This window comes from Bradyrhizobium sp. 61, assembly GCF_023073075.1.
In the GTDB taxonomy this organism is placed as follows: domain Bacteria; phylum Pseudomonadota; class Alphaproteobacteria; order Rhizobiales; family Xanthobacteraceae; genus Bradyrhizobium; species Bradyrhizobium barranii.
On sequence record NZ_JADPIU010000044.1, the window covers coordinates 54153 to 77258 of the forward strand.

Consider the following 23106-nt stretch of genomic DNA (forward strand, 5'->3'; position numbering starts at 1 on the left):
CCTCCTGACGGAATTTCCGGTCGACGGTCTTTTCCCGTTGATTGCAACGGTCGCCATCGCTGCCGGAGAGTGTGGAGGAAGGTCCGGCGCCGCGCAAGGATCGCGACGCTGCGCCGTAGCGTCTCAGGTCAGGAGAATCAGGTCAGAAGCAGCGCAACCAGCGCGATCGCCGCCGGCAGCGCCTGCACGAGCAGGATGCGGGTGCTGACGGTCGCCGCGCCGTAGGCGCCGGCCACGATCACGCAGAGCAGGAAGAATGCCTTGATCTGGAATGCGAAGGCCGGGTTGCCGTGGACGAGGCCCCAGATCAGGCCGGCGGCGAGGAAGCCGTTATAGAGCCCTTGGTTGGCCGCCAGCACCTTCGTGATCTCGGCCTTTTCGGGCGTATTGCGGAATGTCTTCAAGCCAAGCGGCTTGTCCCAGAGAAACATCTCCAGGATCAGGAAGTAGGCGTGCAGTGCGGCGACCAGCGCCACCAGGACATTGGTGATCAGAATCAAGTTGAGCCCCCCAAAGCGTCAGCTTTCGGGTGGACGTTAGCACGGCCGGCATGGCAAGTGCGATGGCGTGTTTCGATGGCCTGGTGTCGCAATGCCCGCTCGATCAACCAAACCGCCTGAACGATTCGGCCTCGATCGCCTGACGACGCCAATCGGGATCGCGCTGCTCGTCACCGATGCCGAGGGCGCCTTGCGTGCACTCGACTGGGAAGACTACGAGCACCGCATGCGCGAGCTGTTGCGCTTGCAATACGGCGCCGTGGACCTGGTTGATCGGTCCGCGCCGGCGGCGATGAAGACCTCGCTGTCAGCATATTTCGAAGGCGATCTCGGCCAGCTCTCGGGCGTCGCATGGCGCATCGCCGGCACGCCGTTCCAGCAGAAGGTCTGGACCGCGTTGGCAAAGATCCCGGCCGGCACCACGATGGGCTATGGCGCGCTGGCCGCAAGGATCGACATGCCGAAAGCCATTCGCGCCGTCGGTCATGCCAACGGCTCCAACCCGATCAGCGTGGTGCTGCCCTGTCACCGCCTGATCGGCGCGGATGGCTCGCTGGTGAAATATGGCGGTGGGCTCGAGCGGAAGAGGTGGCTGCTGCGGCATGAGGGGGTGGAGGTCTAGAGGCGTTGCGCGCCAACCTCTCTCCTCGGTCATTCCGGGGCGTCGCGCAGCGGCGAGCTATGGTGCACAATTGCGCACCTGAGAATCCATATCCACCAGCCGGGGTTATGGATTCCGGGCGTGTCCTTCGGGCCATCCCGGAATGACGAGAGGAGAGAGCCGCACTCGAACGGTAGACCTCACGCCGCCGGTGCAGCAATCGCCTTGTCGCCGGCCATCACGTGGGTCAGCGCGCTCTTGATTGCGGACTGGCGCGTCGGCGCGTTGATCTGCGCGCCCAGGAGGTCGGTGACGTAGAACACGTCGCGGGCACGCTCGCCGAAGGTCGCGACATGGGCCGAGGCGATGTTGAGGTTGAGCTTCGAGATCGCGGTGGTCAGCTCGTAGAGCAGGCCGGGGCGGTCGAGGCCGGACATCTCGATCACGGTGTAGCGGTCGGACCATTGGTTGTTGATGGTCACTTCCGGCTCGATCGTGAAAGGCCGCGCCTTGCTGCGCACGGTGCGCCGCGCCACCACTTCGGGCAGGCGCAGCTTGCCTTCCAGCACGTCCTCGATCATCTCGCCGATGCGCGTGGCGCGCCGGCCCTCGTCCTCGTCGCGGTCGTATTCCCTGGAGATCGAGATCGTGTCGAGCGCGCGGCCGTCGGTCGTGGTGTAGATCTGCGCGTCGACGATGTTGGCGCCGGCCGAGGCGCAGGCGCCGGCGATGATCGAGAGCAGCCAGGGATGATCGGCGGCGAAGATCGTGAGCTCGGTGACGCCGCGCACCTCGTCGAAGCCGACATTGATCGCGAGCTTGTGGCCGGCCTGTTCGCTGGAGCGGACGAAGCGGGCATGGCGGATCTTGCGCGGCAACTCGACCTTGAGCCAATAGGCGGGATAGTGCCGGCCGATATAGGCATCGAGCTCGTCCGCCGGCCACTCGGCGAAGGCCATGCGGAATTCGGCGTAGGCGGCCGTCAGGCGCTTGCCGCGGTCGACTTCCGAGAAGCCGCCGGTCAGCACAGGTTCGGTTTCATAGTAGAGCGAGCGCAGGAGCTGCGCCTTCCAGCCGTTCCACACGCCCGGGCCGACGCCGCGGATGTCGGCGGTGGTCAGGATCGTGAGCAATTTCATCTGCTCGACCGATTGCACCACGGCGGCGAAATTCTCGATCGTCTTGCGGTCGGAGAGGTCGCGCGATTGCGCGACCGTGGACATCGTCAGATGCTCCTCGATCAGCCAGGCCACGAGCTCGGTGTCGGCCGCGCTGAAGCCGAGCCGCGGGCACAGCCGGCGCGCCACCTTGGCGCCCGCGATCGAGTGATCCTCCGGCCGTCCCTTGGCGATGTCGTGCAGCAGCGTCGTGATGTAAATCACCGCACGGTGCTCGGGCCGGATCTTGCGGAAGAGATCGCTGGCGAGCGTGAACTCCTCGATGCCGCCGCGCTCGATGTCCTGCAGGAAGCCGACGCAGCGGATCAGATGCTCGTCGACGGTGTAGTGATGATACATGTTGAACTGCATCATCGAGACGATCTTGCCGAAGGCGCGGATGAAATGGCCGAGCACGCCGGTCTCGTTCATCCGACGAAGCACGATCTCGGCGTTGTCGGAGGTCAGGATCTCCATGAACAGCCGGTTGGCTTCCGGGTTCTCGCGCAGCTGCGCGTTGATCAGTCCGAGCGAGCGCGTCACGTCGCGCATCGCGTCCGGATGGAAGGCGAGGTTGTTCTTCTGCGCCAGGCGGAAGATCCGGATCAAATTGACCGGATCGTGCTTGAACACGTCGGGCGCGGCGACGTTGATGCGGTTGTTGTCGACGAGGAAGTCGTCGCTGTCGGGGACGCGGCGCTTCGCGGGGGCGGGGCGCAACCGCGCCATCATCCGGCTCAGCACCGGCGCGGGCTTGGCCTGCTGGTCCTCGAGCTTGGCGCAGAGGATGGCGGTGAGGTTGCCCACTTCCTTGGCGACCAGGAAGTAGTGCTTCATGAAGCGCTCGACGTCCTGCATGCCGGGATGCGAGGTGTAGCCGAGCCGGACCGCGATCTCGCGCTGGAGATCGAAGGAGAGGCGCTCCTCCGCGCGGCCGGAGTAGAAGTGCAGATTGCAGCGCACCGACCAGAGGAAGTCGGCGCAGCGGCGGAAGGTGCGATATTCCTGCGCGTCGAACACGCCGCGCTCGACCAGCTCGTCGGTATCACGGACACGGTAGACGTATTTGGCGATCCAGAACAGCGTGTGCAGGTCGCGCAGGGCGCCCTTGCCGTCCTTGACGTTGGGCTCGACCAGGTAGCGCGACTGGCCGCCGCGGCGGTGGCGCTCCTCGCGCTCGGCGAGCTTTGCGGTGACGAATTCGGACGCCGTGCCCTGCACCACGTCCTTGTCGAAGCGCGCGACCAGTTCGTCATAGAGCGGCTGGTCGCCGGTCAGGAAGCGCGTTTCCAGGATCGCGGTGCGGATGGTCATGTCGCCGCGCGCCTGCCGGATCGATTCATCGACCGAGCGCGTGGCGTGTCCGACCTTCAGCCCCATGTCCCAGAGACAGTAGAGAATGGCTTCGGCCACCTGCTCACCCCAGGCGGTCTGCTTGTAGGGCAGGATGAACAAGAGATCGATGTCGGATTCCGGCGCCATCAGGCCGCGGCCATAGCCGCCGGTCGCGACCACCGCCATGCGCTCCGCGCCGCTCGGGATCGGCGAGCGGTAGAGATGCCGGGTCGCCGCCGAATACAGGATGCGGATGATCTCGTCCTGCACGTGGCACAGCCGCTCGGCGCAGCGCCTTCCGTGACGGTCCTTCAGCAGGATCGCCTGCGCCGCGGCGCGCGCCGCGATCAGCTCGGCCTTGAGCAATTGCGCCATGGCGGTGCGGAACGTGTCCTCACGTCCCTGATGCTTCTCGGCGAGCGCATCGACCGCGGCGGTGATCCGCGCGGTGTCGAAGCGATCGTCCACCTCGGCCTTGTGCTCAGTCGCGACGCTGTCCATGTCTCACCGGATATAAGAGGTGACAGGCGCTGTCACCCGCCATTCTCTGGCAATAGTCGTTCCATGCTGGAAAAGGCCGGCCTCGGGCAAAATCGTTCTCGGCCGAGGGGCTTTCGGGATAGCGATTTTCTCGTTGACCTCTAGAAATAACTCATTGAAAAACAATGAAGTTTTTGAGGAGGCTGGGCATGACCGGGATTACACGACGCATTCTGTTGGCGGGGGCTGTTGCGCTCGCCATGACCCCTGCGGCACGGGCGGCGGATCCGCTCAAGGAAATCCGCATCGACTGGGCGACTTACAATCCAGTGTCGATGGTCCTGAAGCAGAAGGGGCTGCTGGAAAAGGAATTCGCCAAGGACGGTATCAGCATCATTTGGGTGCAGTCGGCCGGCTCTAACAAGGCGCTCGAATTCCTCAACGCCGGCTCGATCGATTTCGGCTCGACCGCGGGCTCGGCGGCGCTGGTGGCGAAGATCAACGGGAACCCCATCAAGTCGATCTACGTCTATTCGCGTCCCGAATGGACGGCGCTGGTGACATCAAAGGATTCCAAGATCGCGAGCGTTGCTGATCTCAAGGGCAAGCGCGTCGCGGTGACGCGCGGCACCGATCCGCACATCTTCCTTGTGCGCGCGCTGCTCGGTGCAGGCCTGACTGAGAAGGACATCACGCCGGTCCTGCTCCAGCACGCCGACGGCAAGACCGCGCTGATCCGCGGCGACGTCGACGCCTGGGCCGGCCTCGATCCGATGATGGCGCAGGCCGAGGTCGAGGAAGGTGCGCAACTGTTTTATCGCAAGGCGGATGCCAACACCTGGGGCATCCTCAATGTGCGCGAGCAGTTCTTGAAGGACTATCCGGACGCCGCCCGCCGCGTGCTCGCGGTGTATGAAGAGGCGCGCAAATATTCGCTGGCGAATTACGATGATCTCAAGAAGACCTTCATCGCCGTGACCAAGCTGCCGGACGCCGTCGTCGACAAGCAGCTCAAGGAGCGCACCGAGCTCACCCACAGCCGCATCGGCGCACCCCAGCGCGAGTCGATCCTCGCTGCCGGCCTTGCGCTGCAGCAGGCCGGCGTCGTCGACGCCAAGGTCGACGTGAAGGCGACGCTGGATGCCTTGATCGACGACCAGGTCCCGCTGCCGACGAACTAGTTCTGCGCAAGAGGCAGGCGCGCGCAACAAACTCCGCTGTCGTCCCGGGGCGCAGAGCGAGCCCGGGACCCATAACCACAGGGCGTGGTTTGGCGCGAAGGCCGTCAATTCGGGTCCCCGTAACCATATCGCCCTGTGGTTATGGGCCCCGGATCTACGCTTCGCTTGTCCCGGGCGACAACCGAGATTGCCGCGCGCCCTTGCATTCCCCGACCAGACGCGCTTCCTACCGGCCATGATCTCCGACGCGCCAGTGCTGCAACAGACCTCAGAACCGGCCGAAAGCGCCGCCGCGCCCTCGCGGCTGTCGCGTTATGCGCGGCCGTTGCTTGGAATCTTGCTGCCGCTCATCCTCGCGCTCGGCTGGGAGCTGGTGGTCTGGTCCGGCTGGTCCAACGGCCGTCTGGTGCCGCCGCCCTCGCGCGTCTTTGCGACCATCACCGAGCTCGCCCGCTCCGGAGAGCTGGTCCGCCACATCGCCGCGACGCTATGGCGGGTCGGTCTCGGCTTCGCCTTCGGCGTGATCGCGGGCACCGTGCTCGGTGCCATCTCCGGCTATTGGTCGTTGGCGCGGCGGCTGCTCGATCCGACCGTGCAGGCGCTACGTGCGATCCCTTCGCTGGCCTGGGTGCCGTTGTTCATTCTCTGGCTCGGCATCTTCGAGACCTCCAAGATCGCGCTGATCGCGGTCGGCGTGTTCTTCCCGGTCTATCTCGGCGTGATGGGCGCGATCCTTTCCGTCGATCGCAAGATCGTCGAGGTCGGCCGCACCTTCCGTCTCTCCGGGTTCGCCATGATCCGCCGCATCCTGCTGCCCGCGGTGCTGCCGGCCTATGTGGTGTCCTTGCGTGTCGGCCTTGGTCTGGGCTGGATGTTCGTGGTGGCGGCCGAGCTGATCGGCGCCTCGGAAGGCCTCGGCTATCTCCTGCTCGACGGCCAGCAGCTCGGCAAGCCCGCGCAGATTCTGGCCGCGATCGTGATCTTCGCCATCCTCGGCAAGCTCACCGACTGGCTGATCGAGGTCGGAGCCGCGCCGTTCCTTCGCTGGCAGGACGCCTTCGGGCGCGCGAAGGGAGCGTAACGCGATGCTGGCGCTCGACCGGGTCAGCAAGACCTATCCCAACGGCGTGCAGGCGCTGGCGCGTTTCTCCGCCGAGATCAAACAGGGCGAGATCGTCGCCATCATCGGCGGCTCCGGCTGCGGCAAGTCCACGCTGCTGCGCGCCATTGCCGGCCTCGATCGCGCGAGCGCAGGCACGGTGACGCTCGACAGCGAGGCGATCAGTTCGCCGCACGCAAAAATCGGCATCATCTTCCAGGAGCCGCGGCTTTTGCCCTGGCTCAGCGTCGCCGACAATATCGGCTTCGGCCTTGCCGATCTGCCCGCGACCGAGCGGCGCGAGAAGGTGGCGCGCGCGCTCGCCCGCGTCGGGCTCGCTGACAAGGCGCAGGCCTGGCCGCGCGAGCTCTCGGGCGGGCAGGCGCAGCGCGTCGCGATCGCGCGTGCGCTGGTACCGCAGCCGGAAGTGCTGCTGCTCGACGAGCCGTTCTCCGCGCTCGACGCCTTCACCCGCAGGGATCTCCAGGATCATTTGCTCGACCTCTGGGCCGACACGCGGCCGACGCTCATCCTCGTCACACATGACGTCGACGAGGCCGTGGTGCTGGCCGACCGCGTGCTGGTGATGCGGCCGCGGCCGGGCCGGCTGTTCGACCAGATCGAGATCAATCTGGGCCGCCCGCGCGACCGCAATTCGCCGCTGTTCGAGAATTTCAAGCGAAGTGTGCTGACGTCACTCGACCGTTCGCTCGACCGCAACGTGCCCGACCGTGACGCAACCCAGGGTCCCGGTCAGGCCATGTGGTGGTGACATTTTCTCTCTGAGCCGGTACATCGAGGGACGATTTTTCCGGGAGAGAACAAGATGGACGCCGCAGCACTGCGCCAGATGCAGGCCCCGATCAAGGAACGCTACAAGACCGATCCCAAGACCGCGATGATCACGCTGAAGGCCAAGGGCTCGACCGACAGCGAAGGCATCGCCTGCAAGGTCGAGACCGGCCGCGCCATCGCAATGGCTGGCCTGCATCCCGCGACCGGCGGCTCCGGCCTCGAGCTCTGCTCCGGCGACATGCTGCTGGAAGCCTTGGTTGCCTGCGCCGGCGTCACGCTGAAATCGGTCGCGACCGCCATCGAGATCCCGCTCAAGACCGGCAACGTCTATGCCGAGGGCGATCTCGATTTCCGCGGCACGCTCGGCGTCGACAAGGAGACCCCGGTCGGCTTCGCCGAGATCCGGCTGCGCTTCGAGGTCGATACCGACGCGCCGCAGGACAAGCTCGATCTGCTGCTGAAACTCACCGAGCGCTATTGCGTGGTCTACCAGACCATCAAGAACGGCCCAAAGGTTTCGGTGTCGATGCAGCGGATGTGACTTCCTGACCCTCCCCTTGAGGGGGAGGGTCGATCGCGCGCAGCGCGAGCGGGGTGGGGTGATCTCTCCACTCGGGCGCCGTATCCGTCGAGAGACTGTCACCCCACCCCGTCTCATATTTCGCTACGCTCCATATGAGCCGACCCTCCCCCTTCAGGGCTGGGTAAGAAGCAAAAAATGCCCCCCGAGCTCCACTTCATCATCCTCCTCGTCCTGCGCATGGCGATCGCCGCGGCGTTCGTCGTGTCCGCGTCGTTCATTGCCGAGCGCACCGGTCCGGTGATCGGCGGACTGGTGGCGACCTTGCCGATCTCGGCCGGTCCTTCCTACGTCTTCCTCGCGCTCGACCATGACGCCGCCTTCATCGCGCAAGGCGCGCTGTCGAGCCTTCCGGTCAACGCCGCGACGATCGTCCTTGGGCTCACCTATGTCGTGCTGGCGCAGCGGAACAATCTGCTGGTGAGCGCCGGCAGCGCGGTCGCGGTGTGGATCGTGCTGGCCTCCATCATCCGCCTGTTCGACTGGACGTTGACCGCCGGGCTCGCCGTCAACCTGGTCGCCTTCGGCATCTGCATTCCGCTGCTCGCAAGGTACCGCCATGTGAAGATGCCGCTGGTGACGCGTCGCTGGTACGACATTCCATTCCGCGCCTCGCTGGTCGCGACGCTGGTTGCGATCGTGGTCTCGACCTCGGGCTGGGTCGGCCCGCGGGTGAGCGGCGTCATCGCGCTCTACCCGATCGTGTTCACCAGCATGATGGTGATCCTGCATCCGCGCATCGGCGGCCCGCCGACCGCCGCCGTGCTCGCCAACTCCGCCTGGGGCCTGCTCGGCTTCGGTCTGGCAATTGCGGTGCTGCACGTCGCCGTCACGCAGTTCGGTTCGGCGATCGGCTTGAGTTGCGCACTCGCCACCTGCATCGGCTGGAACCTGACGCTGTGGTGGATGGGACGACGGAAGAGGCCGATGCATCAGCCGCGCCGCGCTTCGTAAGGCGAGATACGCTACGCTTGGGACCTCAACCCTGCGTCAGGATAGTTAGTTACCCGGGCTGGCAGACCCGCTAAACTGGCAACAGAGCAAGATCGGGGCGTGTGGTGGAGGGATTGTACAAGGTCGAATACGATATCAACGACGGCTCCGGCCGCAGCGTGCTGTACGCCCATGCCGGGAAAATGCTTGGCGGCAACACGGCCTTCGCCCACTTCGGCACCTACGAAATTGTGGACGGCGAAATCGTCGCCAGGCTCCGGACGAAGCGCCACAGCCGGTCGCCGCAGCACAGGTCGCTGGTCAGTTCCGACGCCGTCACAATCAGCATTCGCGGTCGACCGCAGGGCAAGCTCTACCGCTTCGAGGGAGAAGTGGTCGAGGACGCCTCGGTGTTTCGCGCCGTGATGACGCCGCTCGGCGACGATGACGTTCCCCCGCCCGGTGCGGTCGGCGATGGCGGCATCGTCAGCGGACTCTATTCGATCGACATCCGGATGCTGGATGGAATTACCGGTGGCCATACCGGCGTGATGTTGCTGCTCGACGGCCGCATCCTCGGCGGCGATGCTTTCTTCTATTATCTCGGCGCCTATTCTTCGGCGAACGGTCGCTGGAAAGGTGAATTCGTCAATCAGGAACACACGCTGGCAAAGAGCGAGCATCCCTTGTTCGGTGGCTATGAGGTGGGCATCGGCTTCTCCGGCCACTGCGATGACAAGGGCGCCGACATGGAAGCGATCGCGCTCGCCGGCAAGCGCAGCATCCGCCTCGCCGCCACCTTGAAGCTGATCGAGCCGTTTGCCAGGGTGGGCCGCTGACGGCCGCCGGAAGGCGTTGCGTTAATGGGGCAGCATCCTGGACGGTAGTCGCGCGGAAAAGCGCGCGCGGGGCCGCAATCCGTTCATGTCGCGACGTCGCTAAGTATCGATTTGATCGTTGCTAATTCGCGTTTCGGCCGTTTCTTCCGCCGGCCATTTTCGGTTCCATCACTCCGTATTTCTTCGGAGATGGGCTGCCCGATTCCGATAGGTGCATTAATCTAAATTTGGTGCATTCCCCGTAAAGCTACTCGTCGGTTGTCGTTTCCGCGTTTGGGCGGACATGGGCATCAAGGCGGGTCCTCTGTACGCGTGAACGGACCCACATAGTTCACAGCTAGTCATATTCCAACGCTCGGTCTGTCCGAGGGCGTCCGCTCGCCTGTCTTTGAGGCGCGTTGCGCTGCGGCGCCATGCGATCCATTCTGGAGATGTTTTGATGTTTGGTCGTAATCCCCATGGAAATGCCCAGGCACAGCTCGACGCCATCGGCCGTTCGCAGGCGACGATCGAATTTGCACTGGATGGCACCATCCTCACCGCGAACGAGAATTTCCTGAAGGCCCTGGGCTATGGGCTGGAGGAGATCAAGGGAAAGCATCACTCCATGTTCGTGCCCGCCGATCAGCGAGGCGGCGCGGCGTACAAGGCGTTCTGGTCCGCGTTGAAGAGCGGCGAGTTCCAGGCCGCGGAGTTCAAGCGGATTGCAAAGGGCGGTCGCGAGATCTGGATCGAGGCGTCGTATAATCCCGTGCTTGACGGCGACGGCAAGCCGATCAAGGTCGTGAAGATCGCGACCGATATCACCGCGAAGAAGATCAATGCCATGACGGAAGCCTCCAAGGTGTCCGCCATCGGCCGCGCCCAGGCCGTCATCGAGTTCAAGCTCGACGGCACTATCGTGACTGCGAACCAGAATTTCTGCCAGGCGCTCGGCTATTCGCTGGCCGAGATCGAGGGCAAGCATCACAGCCTGTTCGTAGCCCCCGCTGAGCGCGACAGCGCGGCCTATCGCGAATTCTGGGCCAGGCTCAACCGCGGTGAATACCAGGCGGGCGAATACAAACGTATCGGCAAGGGCGGCCGCGAGGTCTGGATCCTCGCCTCCTATAACCCGCTGCTCGACGAGAACGGCAAGCCGTTCGGCGTTGCCAAATTTGCGACCGACGTCACCGCGGAGAAGCTAAAGAACGCCGACCTCGCTGGTCAGATCTCGGCGATCGACAAGGCGCAGGCCGTGATCGAATTCAACATGGACGGCACGATCATCACCGCCAATGCCAATTTTCTCGGCACGCTCGGCTATTCGCTGGCCGAGATCAAGGGCAAGCATCACAGCATGTTCGTCGAGCCGTCGGAGCGCGACGGCGCTGCCTATCGCGAGTTCTGGGCCACGCTCAATCGCGGCCAGTACCAGGCGGCTGAATACAAGCGCATCGGCAAGGGCGGCAAGGAGGTCTACATCCAGGCCTCCTACAACCCGATCCTCGATCTCAACGGCAAGCCGTTCAAGGTCGTGAAATACGCCACTGACACCACGCGGCAGGTGCTGGTCCGCATGGGCAATGAGCGCGTCCGCGGCATGATGGAATCGGTCGCCGCAGGCTCGGAGGAGCTGAACGCGTCGGTGCGCGAGATCTCCGAAGCGATGACCAAGTCCCGCGAGACCGCGATGAGCGCGGTGGAGCAGGTTGCCTCTGCCGACGCGCAGGCGCAGCGGCTGACCGAGGCGGCGAAGGCGATGAGCGGTATCATCGAGATGATCAACAGCATTACCAGTCAGATCAACCTGCTCGCGCTCAACGCCGCGATCGAATCGGCGCGCGCCGGCGAGGCTGGCCGCGGCTTCGCGGTGGTCGCTTCCGAGGTGAAGAGCCTCGCCAATCAGGCGAGACAGGCGACCGACAAGATCGGCCAGGAGATCGGCAGCCTCAACGGCATCTCCGGCGACGTCGTCAGCGCGCTCGGCTCGATCAAGCAGGCCATCAACAACGTCAGCGAATACGTCACCTCGACAGCCGCCGCCGTCGAGGAGCAGAGCACGGTCACGAACGAGATGTCGACCAGCATGCAGCGCGCCGCCGCGGAAGCCGCCGCGATGGCGGCAAGGGCGTAAGCCAAGCGCGCAGAAGTCGTAGGGTGGGCAAAGGCGCGCTCTTCGCGCGCCGTGCCCACCATCTTTCCGCGAATTGGTCGTTGAATGGTGGGCACGCTGCGCTTTGCCCACCCTACGGCACCGTCACTGCTTCGGCAGCTTGGCCTTCAACGCATAGAGCGCATCCAGCGCCTCGCGCGGGGACATCTCGTCCGGGTGGAGGGCCTTCACGGCGTCCATCAATAGCTCGGCCTCGGTCGGCGGTGCGGCTTCGGCGGCGGCGCGCGAGGGCATCGCGAACAGCGGGAGGTCGTCGGCAAGCGCGCGGGCGGTCTGGCCGCGGTCCTGGGCTTCGAGTTTCGCCAGCACGGATTTCGCACGCGCGATCACGGCCGGCGGCAGGCCGGCAAGCTTGGCCACCTGGATGCCGTAGGAGCGGTCGGCCGAGCCCGGCAGCACCTCGTGCAGGAACACGACGTTGCCCTGCCATTCCTTCACGCGCACGGTGGCGTTGAACATCCGCGGCAGCTTGGCCGAGAGCGCGGTCAGCTCGTGATGATGCGTTGCGAACAGCGTGCGGCAGCGGTTGCTCTCGTGCAGATGCTCGATCGCGGCCCAGGCGATGGAGAGGCCGTCGAACGTCGCGGTGCCGCGGCCGATCTCGTCGAGGATCACGAGCGCGCGCTCGCCGGCCTGGTTCAGGATCGCCGCGGTCTCGACCATCTCCACCATGAAGGTGGAGCGGCCGCGCGCGAGGTCGTCGGCGGCGCCGACGCGCGAGAACAGGCGGTCGATGATGCCGATCCGCGCGCGCGTCGCCGGCACGAAGCTGCCGATCTGCGCCAGCAGCGCGATCAGCGCGTTCTGGCGCAGGAAGGTCGATTTACCGGCCATGTTGGGACCGGTCAGCAGCCAGAGCTGGCCGGATTTTTGCGCCGGTGTTGGCGAGAGATCGCAGGCATTGGCAATGAATGGCTCGCCATTGCGCTTCAAGGCCTGCTCGACCACGGGATGGCGGCCCGCCTCGATCGCAAAGCCGAGGGAGCCGTCAACGTCCGGCCGCACATAATTGTCGTCGATCGCGAGCTTGGCCAGCGAGGTCGCAACGTCGAGCAGCGCGAAGGCGTGGGCAGCGGCGCGCAGATCGTCGCTGATATCAAGCGCCTTCGCGGACAGCCGCTCGAAGATCTCGAGCTCGAGGCCGAGCGCGCGGTCGCCGGCATTGGCGATCTTGGCCTCGATCTCGCCGAGCTCCGAGGTGGTGAAGCGCACCTGGCCCGCCAGCGTCTGGCGATGGATGAAGGTCGCATTCAGCGGCGCGGACATCAGCTTGTCGCCGTGCTGCGCGGTGACCTCGACGAAATAGCCGAGCACGTTGTTGTGACGGATCTTGAGGCCCTTCACGCCGGTATGATCGGCGTAGCGCGCCTGCATCGAGGCCACCACCAGACGCGAGGCGTCACGCAGGCTTCGCGTTTCGTCGAGCGCGGGCTCGTAGCCCTGACGCACGAAGCCGCCGTCGCGCTTGATCAGCGGCAGCTGCTCGTCCAGCGCGCTGGCAAATTCGGATGCGAGCTCGCGCGACGGACGCTGCAGGGCCGCCATCACCACCGCGATCTCCTGCGGCGGCTGGTCGAGCTCGCCGAGGCGCGTCAGCACCTGGTCGGCGGCGATGATGCCGTCGCGCAGGCCGGCGAGGTCGCGCGGTCCGCCGCGGCCGACCGAGAGGCGGGCCAGCGCCCGCGACATGTCGGGCGCGCCGCGCAGGATGCTGCGGATGTCTTCACGCGCAGCGGAGTCCGCAACGAAGGCGCTCACGGCATCGAGCCGCCGCGCGATTGCGGGCGCGTCCGTCAGCGGCGCGGCCAGCCGCTGCGCCAGCAGGCGCGAGCCGGCCGAGGTCACCGTGCAGTCGATGGCATCGAGCAGCGAGCCGCGCCGTTCACCCGCGAGCGTTCGCGTCAGCTCGAGATTGGCGCGGGTGGCCGGATCGATCGCCATGGTGGCGCCCGAGGCCTCGCGCGCGGGTGGCGACAGCGGCGGATGCTTGCCGACCTGGGTGCGGTCGACATAGGTGACGGCAGCGGCGGCAGCAGTGGCTTCCAGCCGCGTCAGTTGCGCCAGCCCGTCCATGGTCGCGACGGCGAAATAATCGCACAGGCGCTTTTCGGCAGTGGCGCCATCGAAGACGTCGCGGGTCAGCGGCGTCACCGCCGGCAGCTCGCGCAAGGTCTGTCCGAGCTCGCTGTCATTGTAGAGCGCGTCGGTGACGATCGCCTCATTCGGATTGATGCGTGCCAGCGTCGCGGCGAGCTCGCCGCTAGAGCATTCCATCACCGTGAATTCGGCGGTCGAGATGTCGATCCAGGCAAGCCCAAAACGGTCGCCGCCACCGGAGGCGCGGGCACGCGCGATCGCCAGCAGATAATTGTTGGCGCGCGCGTCTAACAGCGTGTCCTCGGTCAGCGTACCCGGCGTGACCAGCCGCACCACGCCACGGCGCACCACGCTCTTGTTGCCGCGCGCTTTGGCGGCGGCGGGATCCTCGGTCTGCTCGCACACGGCGACCCGGTGGCCGGCGCTGATCAGGCGATGCAGATAGTCCTCGGAACGCTCGACCGGCACGCCGCACATCGGGATGTCGGCGCCCTGATGCTTGCCGCGCTTGGTCAAGACGATGCCGAGCGTCTTCGAGGCGATCTCGGCGTCCTCGAAGAACAGCTCGTAGAAGTCGCCCATCCGGTAGAACAGCAGCAGGCCCTGATGCGCCGCCTTGATTTCAAGGTACTGTTCCATCATCGGCGTGACGCGCGCGATGGCTTCCGCCGGCGGCGTGGGCGCTTCGTCAGGGGGCGGCACAGGTATCGGCTGTTGCATTGTCATGGGCGGCGCAACCTACAAAATTTCGCCTCCTGCTCCTACCGGTTTGGCCGGCGAGGGGAGGTTTTCCACGTTGTCCGCACCACGGCATGCATTGGCAGCGTGCGCCCCCCTCGGAACAAGCAAGAAACCGTCAATTGACCTGCCGCGGGCGCCCTCCTAAAACTCCGCGGACATTGAAGAATTTGGGCCGGACCGCGGCATTCAGGGAGAACAACGATGCGTGACGTCTTTATCTGCGATGCCGTGCGGACCCCGATCGGCCGTTTCGGCGGCTCGCTCGCCAAGGTGCGCGCCGACGACCTCGCGGCGGCCCCGATCAAGGCGCTGATAGCCAAGCATCCCAATCTCGATTGGGCACAGGTCGACGAAGTCTTCTTCGGCTGCGCCAACCAGGCCGGCGAAGACAACCGCAACGTCGCGCGCATGGCGCTGCTGCTTGCGGGCCTGCCGGATTCGGTTCCCGGCCAGACCCTGAACCGGCTCTGCGCCTCCGGCCTCGACGCGGTCGGTGCGGCCGGCCGCGCCATCCGCTCCGGCGAGATCGAGCTTGCGATCGCGGGCGGCGTCGAATCCATGACCCGCGCGCCCTTCGTGATGGGCAAGGCGCAGGAAGCCTTCTCGCGCTCCGCCGAGATTTTTGACACCACCATCGGCTGGCGTTTCATCAATCCGCTGTTGAAGGCGCAGTATGGCGTCGACGCCATGCCGGAGACCGGCGAGAACGTCGCCGAGGAATTCCAGGTCTCGCGCGCCGACCAGGACGCCTTCGCCATCCGCTCGCAGCAGCGCGCAGGCGCGGCGATCGCGGCGGGTTATTTCGCCGAGGAAATCACGCCGATCACCATCCCCGGCGGCAAGGCCGGCCCGATTACGGTCGACAAGGACGAGCATCCGCGCCCGGAGACCACGCTGGAGGGCCTGGCAAAACTGAAGCCGATCGTGCGCAATCCCGGCACCGTGACCGCCGGCAACGCCTCCGGCGTCAACGACGGCGCCGCCGCGATGATCCTGGCCTCTGAAGCCGCCGTGAAGAAGCATGGCCTCACGCCGCGCGCCCGCATCCTCGGCCTCGCTTCGGCCGGCGTGCCGCCGCGCATCATGGGCATCGGCCCGGTGCCGGCGACCCGCAAGCTGATGGAACGCCTCGGCAAGAAGATCAGCGATTTCGACCTGATCGAGCTCAATGAGGCCTTCGCCTCGCAGGGCATCGCCTGCATGCGCCAGCTCGGCGTTGCCGACGATGCCGATTTCGTCAATCCGCATGGCGGCGCCATCGCGCTCGGCCATCCCCTCGGCATGAGCGGCGCGCGCCTTGCGCTCACCGCCGTCCACGGCATGGAAAAGCGCGGCGGCAAGCTCGCGCTGGCCACCATGTGCGTCGGCGTCGGCCAGGGTGTTGCGGTCGCGATCGAGAAGTTGAACTAAACTCTCTCCTCTCCCTCTCCCCGCTTGCGGGGAGAGGCGAAGATTCCGGGCTCGTTCGTTTCACTCGCGCCCGGAATGACGGGTAATCCGGAGACGAGCATGATCATCGAGCGCGAGCAGGACGTCACGGCCGCTGCACTGGCGGTGATGGAGCGGACGTCCGATCCGCGGCTGCGCCAGATCATGGTCTCCCTGGTCAAGCATCTGCACGCCTTCGTCCGCGATGTCCGCCTGACTGAGAAGGAGTTCCGGGACGCGACCGCGATCGTGGCCGAGCTCGGCAAGCTCACGACCGACACGCACAACGAAGTCGTGCTGATGGCGGGCTCGCTCGGCGTCTCGCCGCTGGTGTGCCTGCTCAACAACGGTGATCAGGGTAATACCGAAACCGATCAGTCGCTGCTCGGCCCATTCTGGCGGCTGAACTCGCCGCGGGTCGAGAATGGCGGCTCGATCGTCCGCTCGGAAACGCCCGGTGCGCCGCTGTTCGTCAGCGGCCGCGTCGTCGACAGGGACGGCCGTCCCGTCGCCGATGCGGAGGTCGATGTCTGGCACGCCTCGCCGGTCGGTCTCTACGAGAACCAGGACCCTGATCAGGCCGACATGAACCTGCGCGGCAAGTTCACGACCGACCAGGACGGACGCTTCGCCTTCCGCTCGGTGATGATGGTCGGCTACCCCATTCCCACCGACGGCGTGGTCGGGCGCCTCCTCGAGGCGCAGAGCCGGCATCCCTATCGGCCCGCGCATCTGCACGCGCTGATCTTCAAGCCCGGATTCAAGGTGCTGATCTCGCAGGTCTACGACCCCGCCGACCCGCATATCGACAGCGACGTGCAGTTCGGGGTGACGCAGGCACTGATCGGCAAGTTCCAGCGCCACGCCACGCCGCATCCGATCGCACGAGATGTCCCGACCCCCTGGTATTCGCTCGACCACACCTACCGGCTGGAGGCCGGTGAGGCCGTGTTGCCGCGTCCGCCGATCAAATAGCGTGGCCCTGCCGGGCGCAGAACGCCCGCCAAACCCGCTTCCCTAGATTAGTTATGTTCTATAATGATCGGGGGAAGCGTTGACCGGCCGGAGCAAAATGGCCGGGGAGGAGTTCGCCAATGACATTCATCTATCCCGTCGACAGCAACAAGGCGCATCCGCTGCCGCTGTCGCCCGAGTACAAGAGCTCGATCAAGCGCGCGCCGAACAAGCCCTTGATCCCGATGCGCCACACGCTGTCGGAATTGACCGGCCCGGTCTACGGCCACGAGACCGTGCGCGAGGGCGATGCCGATCTCACCACCCAGCATACCGGCGAGCCGATCGGCGAGCGCATCATCGTGCACGGCCATGTGCGCGACGAGGACGGCCGCGGCGTGCCGAACTCGCTGGTCGAGATCTGGCAGGCCAATTCCTGCGGCCGCTACGTCCATGTCCGCGACCAGCATCCGGCGCCGCTCGATCCGAACTTCACCGGCGCGGGCCGCACCGTGAGCGATGCCGCCGGCTACTACCGTTTCGTCACCATCAAGCCTGGCGCCTATCCCTGGGGCAATCACCATAACGCCTGGCGTCCCGCGCATATCCATCTGTCGGTGTTCGGCCATTCCTTCGTCACGCGCCTCGTGACGCAGATGTATTTCCCGAACGACCCGCTGTTCCCGTTCGACCCGATCTTCAACTCGGTGCCGGACGAGAAGGCGCGGGCGCGGATGGTGTCGTCATTCGACCTCGAGAACACCCAGCCCGAATGGGCGCTGTGCTACCGCTTTGACATCGTGCTGCGCGGCAAGAACGCCACGCCCATGGAGAACCACTAAGGTGCAGGATTCTGTGAAGCCAGACGGGATCACCCCGTCGCAGACCGTCGGTCCGTTCTTCAAATACGGCCTGACACCGACCGGCGAATACGCCTGGAACGACGCGTTCACCAACTCGACGCTGACGCCCGACGTCACCGGGGATCGCGTCCGCATCGAAGGCCGCGTGTTCGACGGCGACGGCGTCGTGGTGCCCGACGCCATGCTGGAGATCTGGCAGGCGGATGCGCAGGGCCGCTTCGCCGACCCCCAGGACAAGCGCGCGCTGCCCAATGCCAGCTTCCGCGGCTTTGCCCGCTGCGGCACCGACAAGGACGGCAATTATTCCTTCGACACCGTCAAGCCGGGCGCGGTGCCCGATCCCGACGGCAAGCCGCAGGCGCCGCACATCGTGCTTGCGGTGTTCGGCCGCGGCATGCTGCGGCATCTCTACACCCGCATCTATTTCAGCGGCGAGGCCGGCAATGCCGCCGATCCCGTGCTGGGACTGGTGCCGGCCGATCGCCGCGCGACGCTGATCGCGACGCGCGAGGCGGGGAAGGCGGTCTATCGGCTCGACCTGCGGCTTCAGGGCGACGACGAGACGGTGTTCTTCGACATGTGAGGCAGCAACGCGTGGCGGCGATATCGACAGCCGCCACGCGTTTCTCATCCAGCGCAACTGAGCTGGTTGCTGCGTTTCATCGGGCCTGAGACGTTTCTGTTCGTGCCCCGAGTCGGTCTCGCTGACGCAAAAACGACCGACTGACGTCCTGTTTTCGTAATTTTCCGGTGCCCGCGGGATACAATTTCCGCGCGAAGCAATCCCGTGTTTACCGCAGTTGTTTAGGGTCCGTTCGGATTTCGACCTGCGCCATTGGATTGTTTCATGAAAATTCGTCTCTCGCTTTCTTCTGCGGTCATTGCATTCGGGATCGTGCTCGCCATCGGCTTTACTGCCGTCGTCTCGACCAGCCTTTACGCCCTGCGCGAGCTCAAGGTCGGCGGTCCGCTTTATTCCGACATCAAGCTCGGCAACGACCTCATCGCGGACATCCTGCCGCCGCCCGAATATGTGATCGAAGCCTATCTCGAGGCCACGCTCGCCATGCGCGAGCCGGACCAGCTGTCGGCCCATGGCGAACGCCTGGTCCAGCTCCGCAAGGACTACGATGAGCGCAAGGCATTCTGGACCACCTCCAGCCTCTCCACCGATCTGAAGACGGCGCTGGTGTCGAAATCCGACGCCGAGGTGCAGAAGTTCTGGAAGCTTCTGTCCGACCAGCTCCTGCCGGCCCTCAAAGCCAAGGACGTGGCCGGCGCCGAACGCGCCTATGCGCAGCTCAAGGACGCCTACACCGCGCACCGCGCCGTCATCGACAGCATCGTCGAGAGCGCCAACAAGCAGAATGCCGACATGGAGAAGCTGGCGGCCGAGCGCGACAGCTCGATCCTCTACTTTCTACTCGGCGTCTCCGCAGCCGTCCTGGCCTTCATTGCCGCAGGCCTGCTCGGCGTCGCGCTTGGCGTGGTGCGCCCGATCGTGCGCATGACGGACACGATGCAGAAGCTCGCGACCGGCGATCTCGCCGCCGACATCCCCTTCGCGCACCGCCAGGACGAGGTCGGCTCGATGGCGGGTGCGCTCCAGGTGTTCAAGCAGGGGGCGATCGAGAATTCGCGCCTGCGCGAGGAGCAGTTGCGGAAGGAGCAGGAGGCCGCGACTGCCAAGCGCGGCGCCCTGCACCAGATGGCCGAGACCGTCGAGCGCGAGACCGGCCGCTCGGTCGATTCCGCGAGCGTGGCGAGCCAGGGTGTCGAACGGGCCGCCTCCAGCCTGTCTGAGATCGCCCGGTCGCTGTCCGCGGAGTCGCAGGCGGTGGCCTCGGCGTCCACCCAGGCGCTGGGCAGCTCGCAGACCGTCTCGGCCGCCGCTGAACAACTGAGCGCCTCGATCCGGGACATCGCAACGCAGGTGGCGCGGACCAGCACGGTCACGAAATCGGCGGTCGCAGGCCGCGAGCAGGCGCGTTCGACCATCCAGGCGCTGGCGGGCGCGGTGAAGAAGATTGCGGAGGTCTCCGACCTCATTGGCGGCATCGCCGGCCAGACCAACCTCCTGGCGCTCAATGCCACGATCGAGGCCGCGCGGGCCGGCGAGGCCGGCCGCGGCTTTGCGGTGGTTGCGGCCGAAGTGAAATCCCTGTCCGACCAGACCGCCAAATCCACCGAAGAGATCGGGCGCCTGATCGCCGAGGTTCAGGCCTCGACCCAGGCCGCGGTCGATGCCGTCGAGACGATGGGAGGCCACATCGTCGAGATCGACGGCGTGGCGACCTCGGTCGCGGCGGCGATGGAAGAGCAGGACTCCGCGACGCGGGAGATCGCGCGGTCGATTTCCGAATCGGCATCCGCTGCGAAGGAGGTCTCGGCCAAGATCGCCAATGTCAGCCGCGACGCCGCCTCGGTGGACGCGCGCGCCACGGAGGTGAGGCAGGCGATCGCGGGCATGGCGGCCAACCTGGAATCGCTGCGGTCGGTCGTCGTCCGGACCGTGCGCGACTCGACCGCAGCGGCTTGAGCCGGGCGCCGGGTCTGCGGCTGGTGCGTGGGGTCGTGATCGTGCAGTATTGCGCGGGACAGGGGCATCGTGGTCATGACACCTCCACAACTGCCGGCGGTCGTTGAGCCCGCCCAACTGACGGCTGCGCTGCGCAGGGGTGGCGTGCTGGACGCTGGCGCCGTGCGCGAGGTGAAGGTGCTGCATCAGCGTGACACCGTCGTGTCACACATCGTCCGCCTCGGCCTGCGCTATGTCGGGGAATCCGCCGGTGCGCCGCAATCGCTGATCCTGAAGACCGCCAATTCCGCGTTTGCGCAGACGCTCGCCAATGCCGGCCGGCACGAGGTGGCGTACTACACGCAGCCTGCGCCGAAGATGCCGCTGGGATTGGTGCCGCGCTGCTTCGACGCGCATTTCGACGAAGAAAGCCTCGCCTGGCACCTGCTGCTCGAGGATCTCACCGACAGCCACGAGGTCGCAACGCAATGGCCGCTGCCGCCGTCACGCGAGCAGGCGATCGCGATCGTCACGACGCTGGCGCGCTGGCATGCGGCCTGGTGGGACCATCCCGATCTCGGCGAGACCGTCGGCAGCTGGGCGAGCACCGAAGACAGCACGCAGCACATGGAGGCGTTCGCGGGTCATTACGACCGCTTTGCCGATTTGCTCGGTGACCGTCTCAGCGAGGAGCGACGCCTCATCTACCGTCGCCTCATCGATCAGTCGGCCCGGCTATCCGAGCGCTATCATTCGCGCCGTCATCTCAGCATCACCCATGGTGATGCCCATAGCTGGAATTTCCTGCTGCCCCGCACCGGTGTCGCCGATACCGCGCGCATCTTCGACTTCGACCTGTGGGGCATCGACGTCCCGACCAACGATCTCGCCTACATGATGGCGATGCAATGGTACCCGGAGCGACGGCAGGCGCTCGAACGCTCGCTGCTCAATTTCTATCATAACACGCTGATCGAAAGCGGCATCACGGGCTACACGCGAGGTGCGCTCGATCGCGACTACCGTTGGTCCGTGCTCTGGCACATCACCAAGCCGGTCTGGCAGTGGAGCATCAACATCCCGCCGTTGATCTGGTGGAATAATCTGGAGCGGGTGATGATGGCGGTGGACGATTTGGGCTGCGAGGAGTTGTTGTAGAAGCTCGTGCCACCTGTTCGCTGTCGTTGCCCGGCTTGACCGGGCGACCCAGTATTCCAGAGACGGTTGTGGGATTCGGAGAAGCTGCGGCGTACTGAATGCCCCGGTCAAGCCGGGGCATGACACCTGTGGTTACTCCATCACCGCATGTTCCGGCCCCGCGGCCTGCTTGCGCAGCGTGGCCTTGGTCGAGCCGATCAGCAAGGCGAGCGGGATGGTGCAGAGGATGAAGATCATCACCAGCATATAGTCGTGTGCGAAGGCGATGATCTGCGCCTGCACGCTGACCATCCTGTCGGCCATGGCGCGGCCGGCGTCGGTGGAGAGATTGATCATGCCGCTGACGCTGGGCATCTGGAGCGCGTGGTTGAACGGGTTGATGTACTCGGACAGGATCGCGTAGGTCCTCCGCGTTCCCTGCGTCAGTTCGGCGATGACGACGGAGATGCCGACCGAGCTCGCGACGTTGCGCATCAGGGTCAGCATCGCGGTGCCGTCGGTGCGCAGCTCGTTCGACAGGGTCAGGAACGCCACCGTCGAGAGCGGCACGAAGACGAGGCCGAAGCCGAAGCCCTGGATGACGCTGACGGTGACGATCTCCGGCACCTGGGTCAGGTCGGTCCACCCGGTCATCTGGAACAGCGAGCCCGCGGTCAGCGTCAGGCCGGTGATGATCAGTGTGCGTGCCTCGAAATAACGCATCATGCGGCCAACCAGCATCATGGCGAAGAAGGTACCGAAGCCGCGGCTCGCCAGCAGCAGGCCGGCGGTGATGATGGGATAGCCGATCACGTTCTGCATGTAGGGCGAGGCCAGCGCCATGGTCGAGAACAGCACGAGCCCCATCACGACCATGAACATGCAGCCGGTGACGAAGTTGCGATCCTTGAACAGCGCGAAGCGGATGAACGGCGTCGACGTCGTGAAGGAGTGCGCGAGGAAGAAGTAGAAGGCGACGGCCGACACAATGAATTCTGCGATGATCTCGCCGGATTCGAGCCAGCCCAATTGCTCGCCGCGGTCAAGCGCGAGCTGAAGCGAGCCGATCGCGATCGCCAGCGCGGCAAAGCCGAACCAGTCGAACTTGAGGCTGATGTCCTTTTTGGTCTCGTCCATGAAGACGATCAGCCCGAGCACGGTGATGGCGCCGAACGGCAGATTGACGAAGAACACCCAGTGCCAGGAATAGGTCTCGGTCAGCCAGGCGCCGAGCGAGGGGCCCATGATCGGGCCCATCATCACGCCCATGCCCCAGATCGACATCGCCTTGGCGCGTTCCTGGAGCGTGTAATAGTCGAGCATGACCGATTGCGACAGCGGCACCAGGGCCGCGCCGAACACGCCTTGCAGCAGACGGAACAGCACCATCTGGTTGATGTCCTGCGCCAAGCCGCACAGCACGGATGCGAAGGTGAAGCCGGCGGCGCAGATGATGAAGATGCGCTTGCGGCCGAAGCGGTTGGCGATCCAGCCGACCGGCGCCGTCATGATCGCGGCGGCGACGATGTAGGAGGTCAAGACCCAGTTGATCTGGTCCTGCGAGGCCGACAGTGAGCCCTGCATGTAGGGCAAGGCGACGTTGGCGATGGTGGTGTCCAGCGCCTGCATGATGGTCGCGGTCATGGCGCAGATCGTCACCATGTTCCTGCGCAGGCCGGGGACCATCAGGCTGGCATTGGGGCCGGACATCGG

Annotated in this window: 18 protein-coding genes; 14 read left to right on the plus strand and 4 right to left on the minus strand. The window is 65.4% G+C overall.

The genetic code is table 11. The features are described from left to right. Positions 1–137 precede the first annotated feature (137 nt). The gene (locus IVB46_RS12840) at positions 138–494 is read right to left on the minus strand and encodes a DUF1304 domain-containing protein (protein ID WP_247313212.1); all 357 of its coding nucleotides are present in this window, start codon (positions 492–494) and stop codon (positions 138–140) included. A 97-nt stretch (positions 495–591) separates the two neighbouring features. On the opposite strand from IVB46_RS12840, the gene IVB46_RS12845 reads away from it, so the two are divergent. After that, positions 592–1122, plus strand: coding sequence for a methylated-DNA--[protein]-cysteine S-methyltransferase (locus IVB46_RS12845; RefSeq protein ID WP_247313059.1), 531 nt, complete (start codon positions 592–594; stop codon positions 1120–1122). Positions 1123–1301: 179 nt separating this feature from the next. On the opposite strand, the gene IVB46_RS12850 is transcribed toward IVB46_RS12845, so the two are convergent. Then, positions 1302–4094 carry a [protein-PII] uridylyltransferase gene (locus IVB46_RS12850; RefSeq protein ID WP_247313056.1) on the minus strand — a complete coding sequence of 931 codons (2793 nt, stop codon included), beginning with the start codon at positions 4092–4094 and terminating at the stop codon, positions 1302–1304. Positions 4095–4282: 188 nt separating this feature from the next. Here IVB46_RS12850 and IVB46_RS12855 point away from each other — a divergent pair, with 188 nt between their 5' ends. From IVB46_RS12855 to IVB46_RS12885, 7 genes are all read left to right on the plus strand, one after another. After that, positions 4283–5254, plus strand: a complete 972-nt coding sequence (locus IVB46_RS12855; RefSeq protein ID WP_247313053.1) for an aliphatic sulfonate ABC transporter substrate-binding protein — start codon at positions 4283–4285, stop codon at positions 5252–5254. A gap of 235 nt (positions 5255–5489) precedes the next feature. Next, on the plus strand, positions 5490–6335 hold the full coding sequence (locus tag IVB46_RS12860) for an ABC transporter permease (protein ID WP_085404060.1): 846 nt from the start codon (positions 5490–5492) through the stop codon (positions 6333–6335). A 4-nt stretch (positions 6336–6339) separates the two neighbouring features. Further along, positions 6340–7125 carry an ABC transporter ATP-binding protein gene (locus tag IVB46_RS12865; protein WP_166347783.1) on the plus strand — a complete coding sequence of 262 codons (786 nt, stop codon included), beginning with the start codon at positions 6340–6342 and terminating at the stop codon, positions 7123–7125. A gap of 54 nt (positions 7126–7179) precedes the next feature. After that, positions 7180–7689: an OsmC family protein gene (locus IVB46_RS12870; protein ID WP_028149375.1), complete on the plus strand. Its 510-nt coding sequence runs from the start codon at positions 7180–7182 to the stop codon at positions 7687–7689. A gap of 177 nt (positions 7690–7866) precedes the next feature. Next, a complete protein-coding gene (locus IVB46_RS12875; RefSeq protein ID WP_166347789.1) occupies positions 7867–8682 on the plus strand; it encodes a hypothetical protein in 816 nt (271 codons plus the stop codon). A gap of 101 nt (positions 8683–8783) precedes the next feature. Next, positions 8784–9500, plus strand: a complete 717-nt coding sequence (locus IVB46_RS12880) for a hypothetical protein (RefSeq protein ID WP_247342898.1) — start codon at positions 8784–8786, stop codon at positions 9498–9500. A 439-nt stretch (positions 9501–9939) separates the two neighbouring features. Then, complete coding sequence (locus tag IVB46_RS12885) at positions 9940–11616, plus strand: PAS domain-containing methyl-accepting chemotaxis protein (RefSeq protein WP_247342902.1); 1677 nt, start codon at positions 9940–9942, stop codon at positions 11614–11616. Between the two features lie 123 nt (positions 11617–11739). Here IVB46_RS12885 and mutS read toward each other — a convergent pair whose 3' ends face one another. Then, positions 11740–14478, minus strand: coding sequence for a DNA mismatch repair protein MutS (mutS, locus tag IVB46_RS12890; protein ID WP_247342905.1), 2739 nt, complete (start codon positions 14476–14478; stop codon positions 11740–11742). Positions 14479–14694: 216 nt separating this feature from the next. On the opposite strand from mutS, the gene pcaF reads away from it, so the two are divergent. From pcaF to IVB46_RS12920, 6 genes are all read left to right on the plus strand, one after another. Next, positions 14695–15903 (plus strand): 3-oxoadipyl-CoA thiolase, encoded by a 1209-nt coding sequence (gene pcaF / locus IVB46_RS12895; protein WP_247313044.1) that lies wholly within the window; start codon positions 14695–14697, stop codon positions 15901–15903. Positions 15904–16002: 99 nt separating this feature from the next. After that, positions 16003–16896: a dioxygenase gene (locus IVB46_RS12900; protein ID WP_247313041.1), complete on the plus strand. Its 894-nt coding sequence runs from the start codon at positions 16003–16005 to the stop codon at positions 16894–16896. Between the two features lie 119 nt (positions 16897–17015). Continuing rightward, on the plus strand, positions 17016–17717 hold the full coding sequence (gene pcaH / locus IVB46_RS12905) for a protocatechuate 3,4-dioxygenase subunit beta (protein WP_247313038.1): 702 nt from the start codon (positions 17016–17018) through the stop codon (positions 17715–17717). 1 nt (position 17718) lies between these two features. Beyond that, positions 17719–18321 (plus strand): protocatechuate 3,4-dioxygenase subunit alpha, encoded by a 603-nt coding sequence (gene pcaG / locus IVB46_RS12910; RefSeq protein ID WP_247313034.1) that lies wholly within the window; start codon positions 17719–17721, stop codon positions 18319–18321. A gap of 264 nt (positions 18322–18585) precedes the next feature. Next, positions 18586–20277: a methyl-accepting chemotaxis protein gene (locus IVB46_RS12915; protein WP_247313031.1), complete on the plus strand. Its 1692-nt coding sequence runs from the start codon at positions 18586–18588 to the stop codon at positions 20275–20277. Positions 20278–20325: 48 nt separating this feature from the next. Beyond that, on the plus strand, positions 20326–21414 hold the full coding sequence (locus tag IVB46_RS12920; RefSeq protein ID WP_247313209.1) for an ecdysteroid 22-kinase family protein: 1089 nt from the start codon (positions 20326–20328) through the stop codon (positions 21412–21414). A 132-nt stretch (positions 21415–21546) separates the two neighbouring features. Here the strand turns inward: IVB46_RS12920 and IVB46_RS12925 are convergent, their stop codons facing one another. Beyond that, positions 21547–23103 carry an MDR family MFS transporter gene (locus tag IVB46_RS12925; protein ID WP_063980032.1) on the minus strand — a complete coding sequence of 519 codons (1557 nt, stop codon included), beginning with the start codon at positions 23101–23103 and terminating at the stop codon, positions 21547–21549. Positions 23104–23106 lie beyond the last annotated feature (3 nt).

What these genes read in the sequence shown, in the direction of transcription:
- mutS (WP_247342905.1), bottom strand. Translation starts at nt 14,478, where the DNA reads ATGACAATGCAACAGCCGATACCTGTGCCGCCCCCTGACGAAGCGCCC.
- IVB46_RS12860 (WP_085404060.1), top strand. Translation starts at nt 5,490, where the DNA reads ATGATCTCCGACGCGCCAGTGCTGCAACAGACCTCAGAACCGGCCGAA.
- IVB46_RS12925 (WP_063980032.1), bottom strand. Translation starts at nt 23,103, where the DNA reads ATGTCCGGCCCCAATGCCAGCCTGATGGTCCCCGGCCTGCGCAGGAAC.
- IVB46_RS12865 (WP_166347783.1), top strand. Translation starts at nt 6,340, where the DNA reads ATGCTGGCGCTCGACCGGGTCAGCAAGACCTATCCCAACGGCGTGCAG.
- IVB46_RS12855 (WP_247313053.1), top strand. Translation starts at nt 4,283, where the DNA reads ATGACCGGGATTACACGACGCATTCTGTTGGCGGGGGCTGTTGCGCTC.
- IVB46_RS12870 (WP_028149375.1), top strand. Translation starts at nt 7,180, where the DNA reads ATGGACGCCGCAGCACTGCGCCAGATGCAGGCCCCGATCAAGGAACGC.
- IVB46_RS12850 (WP_247313056.1), bottom strand. Translation starts at nt 4,094, where the DNA reads ATGGACAGCGTCGCGACTGAGCACAAGGCCGAGGTGGACGATCGCTTC.
- pcaF (WP_247313044.1), top strand. Translation starts at nt 14,695, where the DNA reads ATGCGTGACGTCTTTATCTGCGATGCCGTGCGGACCCCGATCGGCCGT.
- pcaH (WP_247313038.1), top strand. Translation starts at nt 17,016, where the DNA reads ATGACATTCATCTATCCCGTCGACAGCAACAAGGCGCATCCGCTGCCG.
- IVB46_RS12885 (WP_247342902.1), top strand. Translation starts at nt 9,940, where the DNA reads ATGTTTGGTCGTAATCCCCATGGAAATGCCCAGGCACAGCTCGACGCC.
- IVB46_RS12900 (WP_247313041.1), top strand. Translation starts at nt 16,003, where the DNA reads ATGATCATCGAGCGCGAGCAGGACGTCACGGCCGCTGCACTGGCGGTG.
- IVB46_RS12875 (WP_166347789.1), top strand. Translation starts at nt 7,867, where the DNA reads ATGCCCCCCGAGCTCCACTTCATCATCCTCCTCGTCCTGCGCATGGCG.
- IVB46_RS12915 (WP_247313031.1), top strand. Translation starts at nt 18,586, where the DNA reads ATGAAAATTCGTCTCTCGCTTTCTTCTGCGGTCATTGCATTCGGGATC.
- IVB46_RS12845 (WP_247313059.1), top strand. Translation starts at nt 592, where the DNA reads ATGCCCGCTCGATCAACCAAACCGCCTGAACGATTCGGCCTCGATCGC.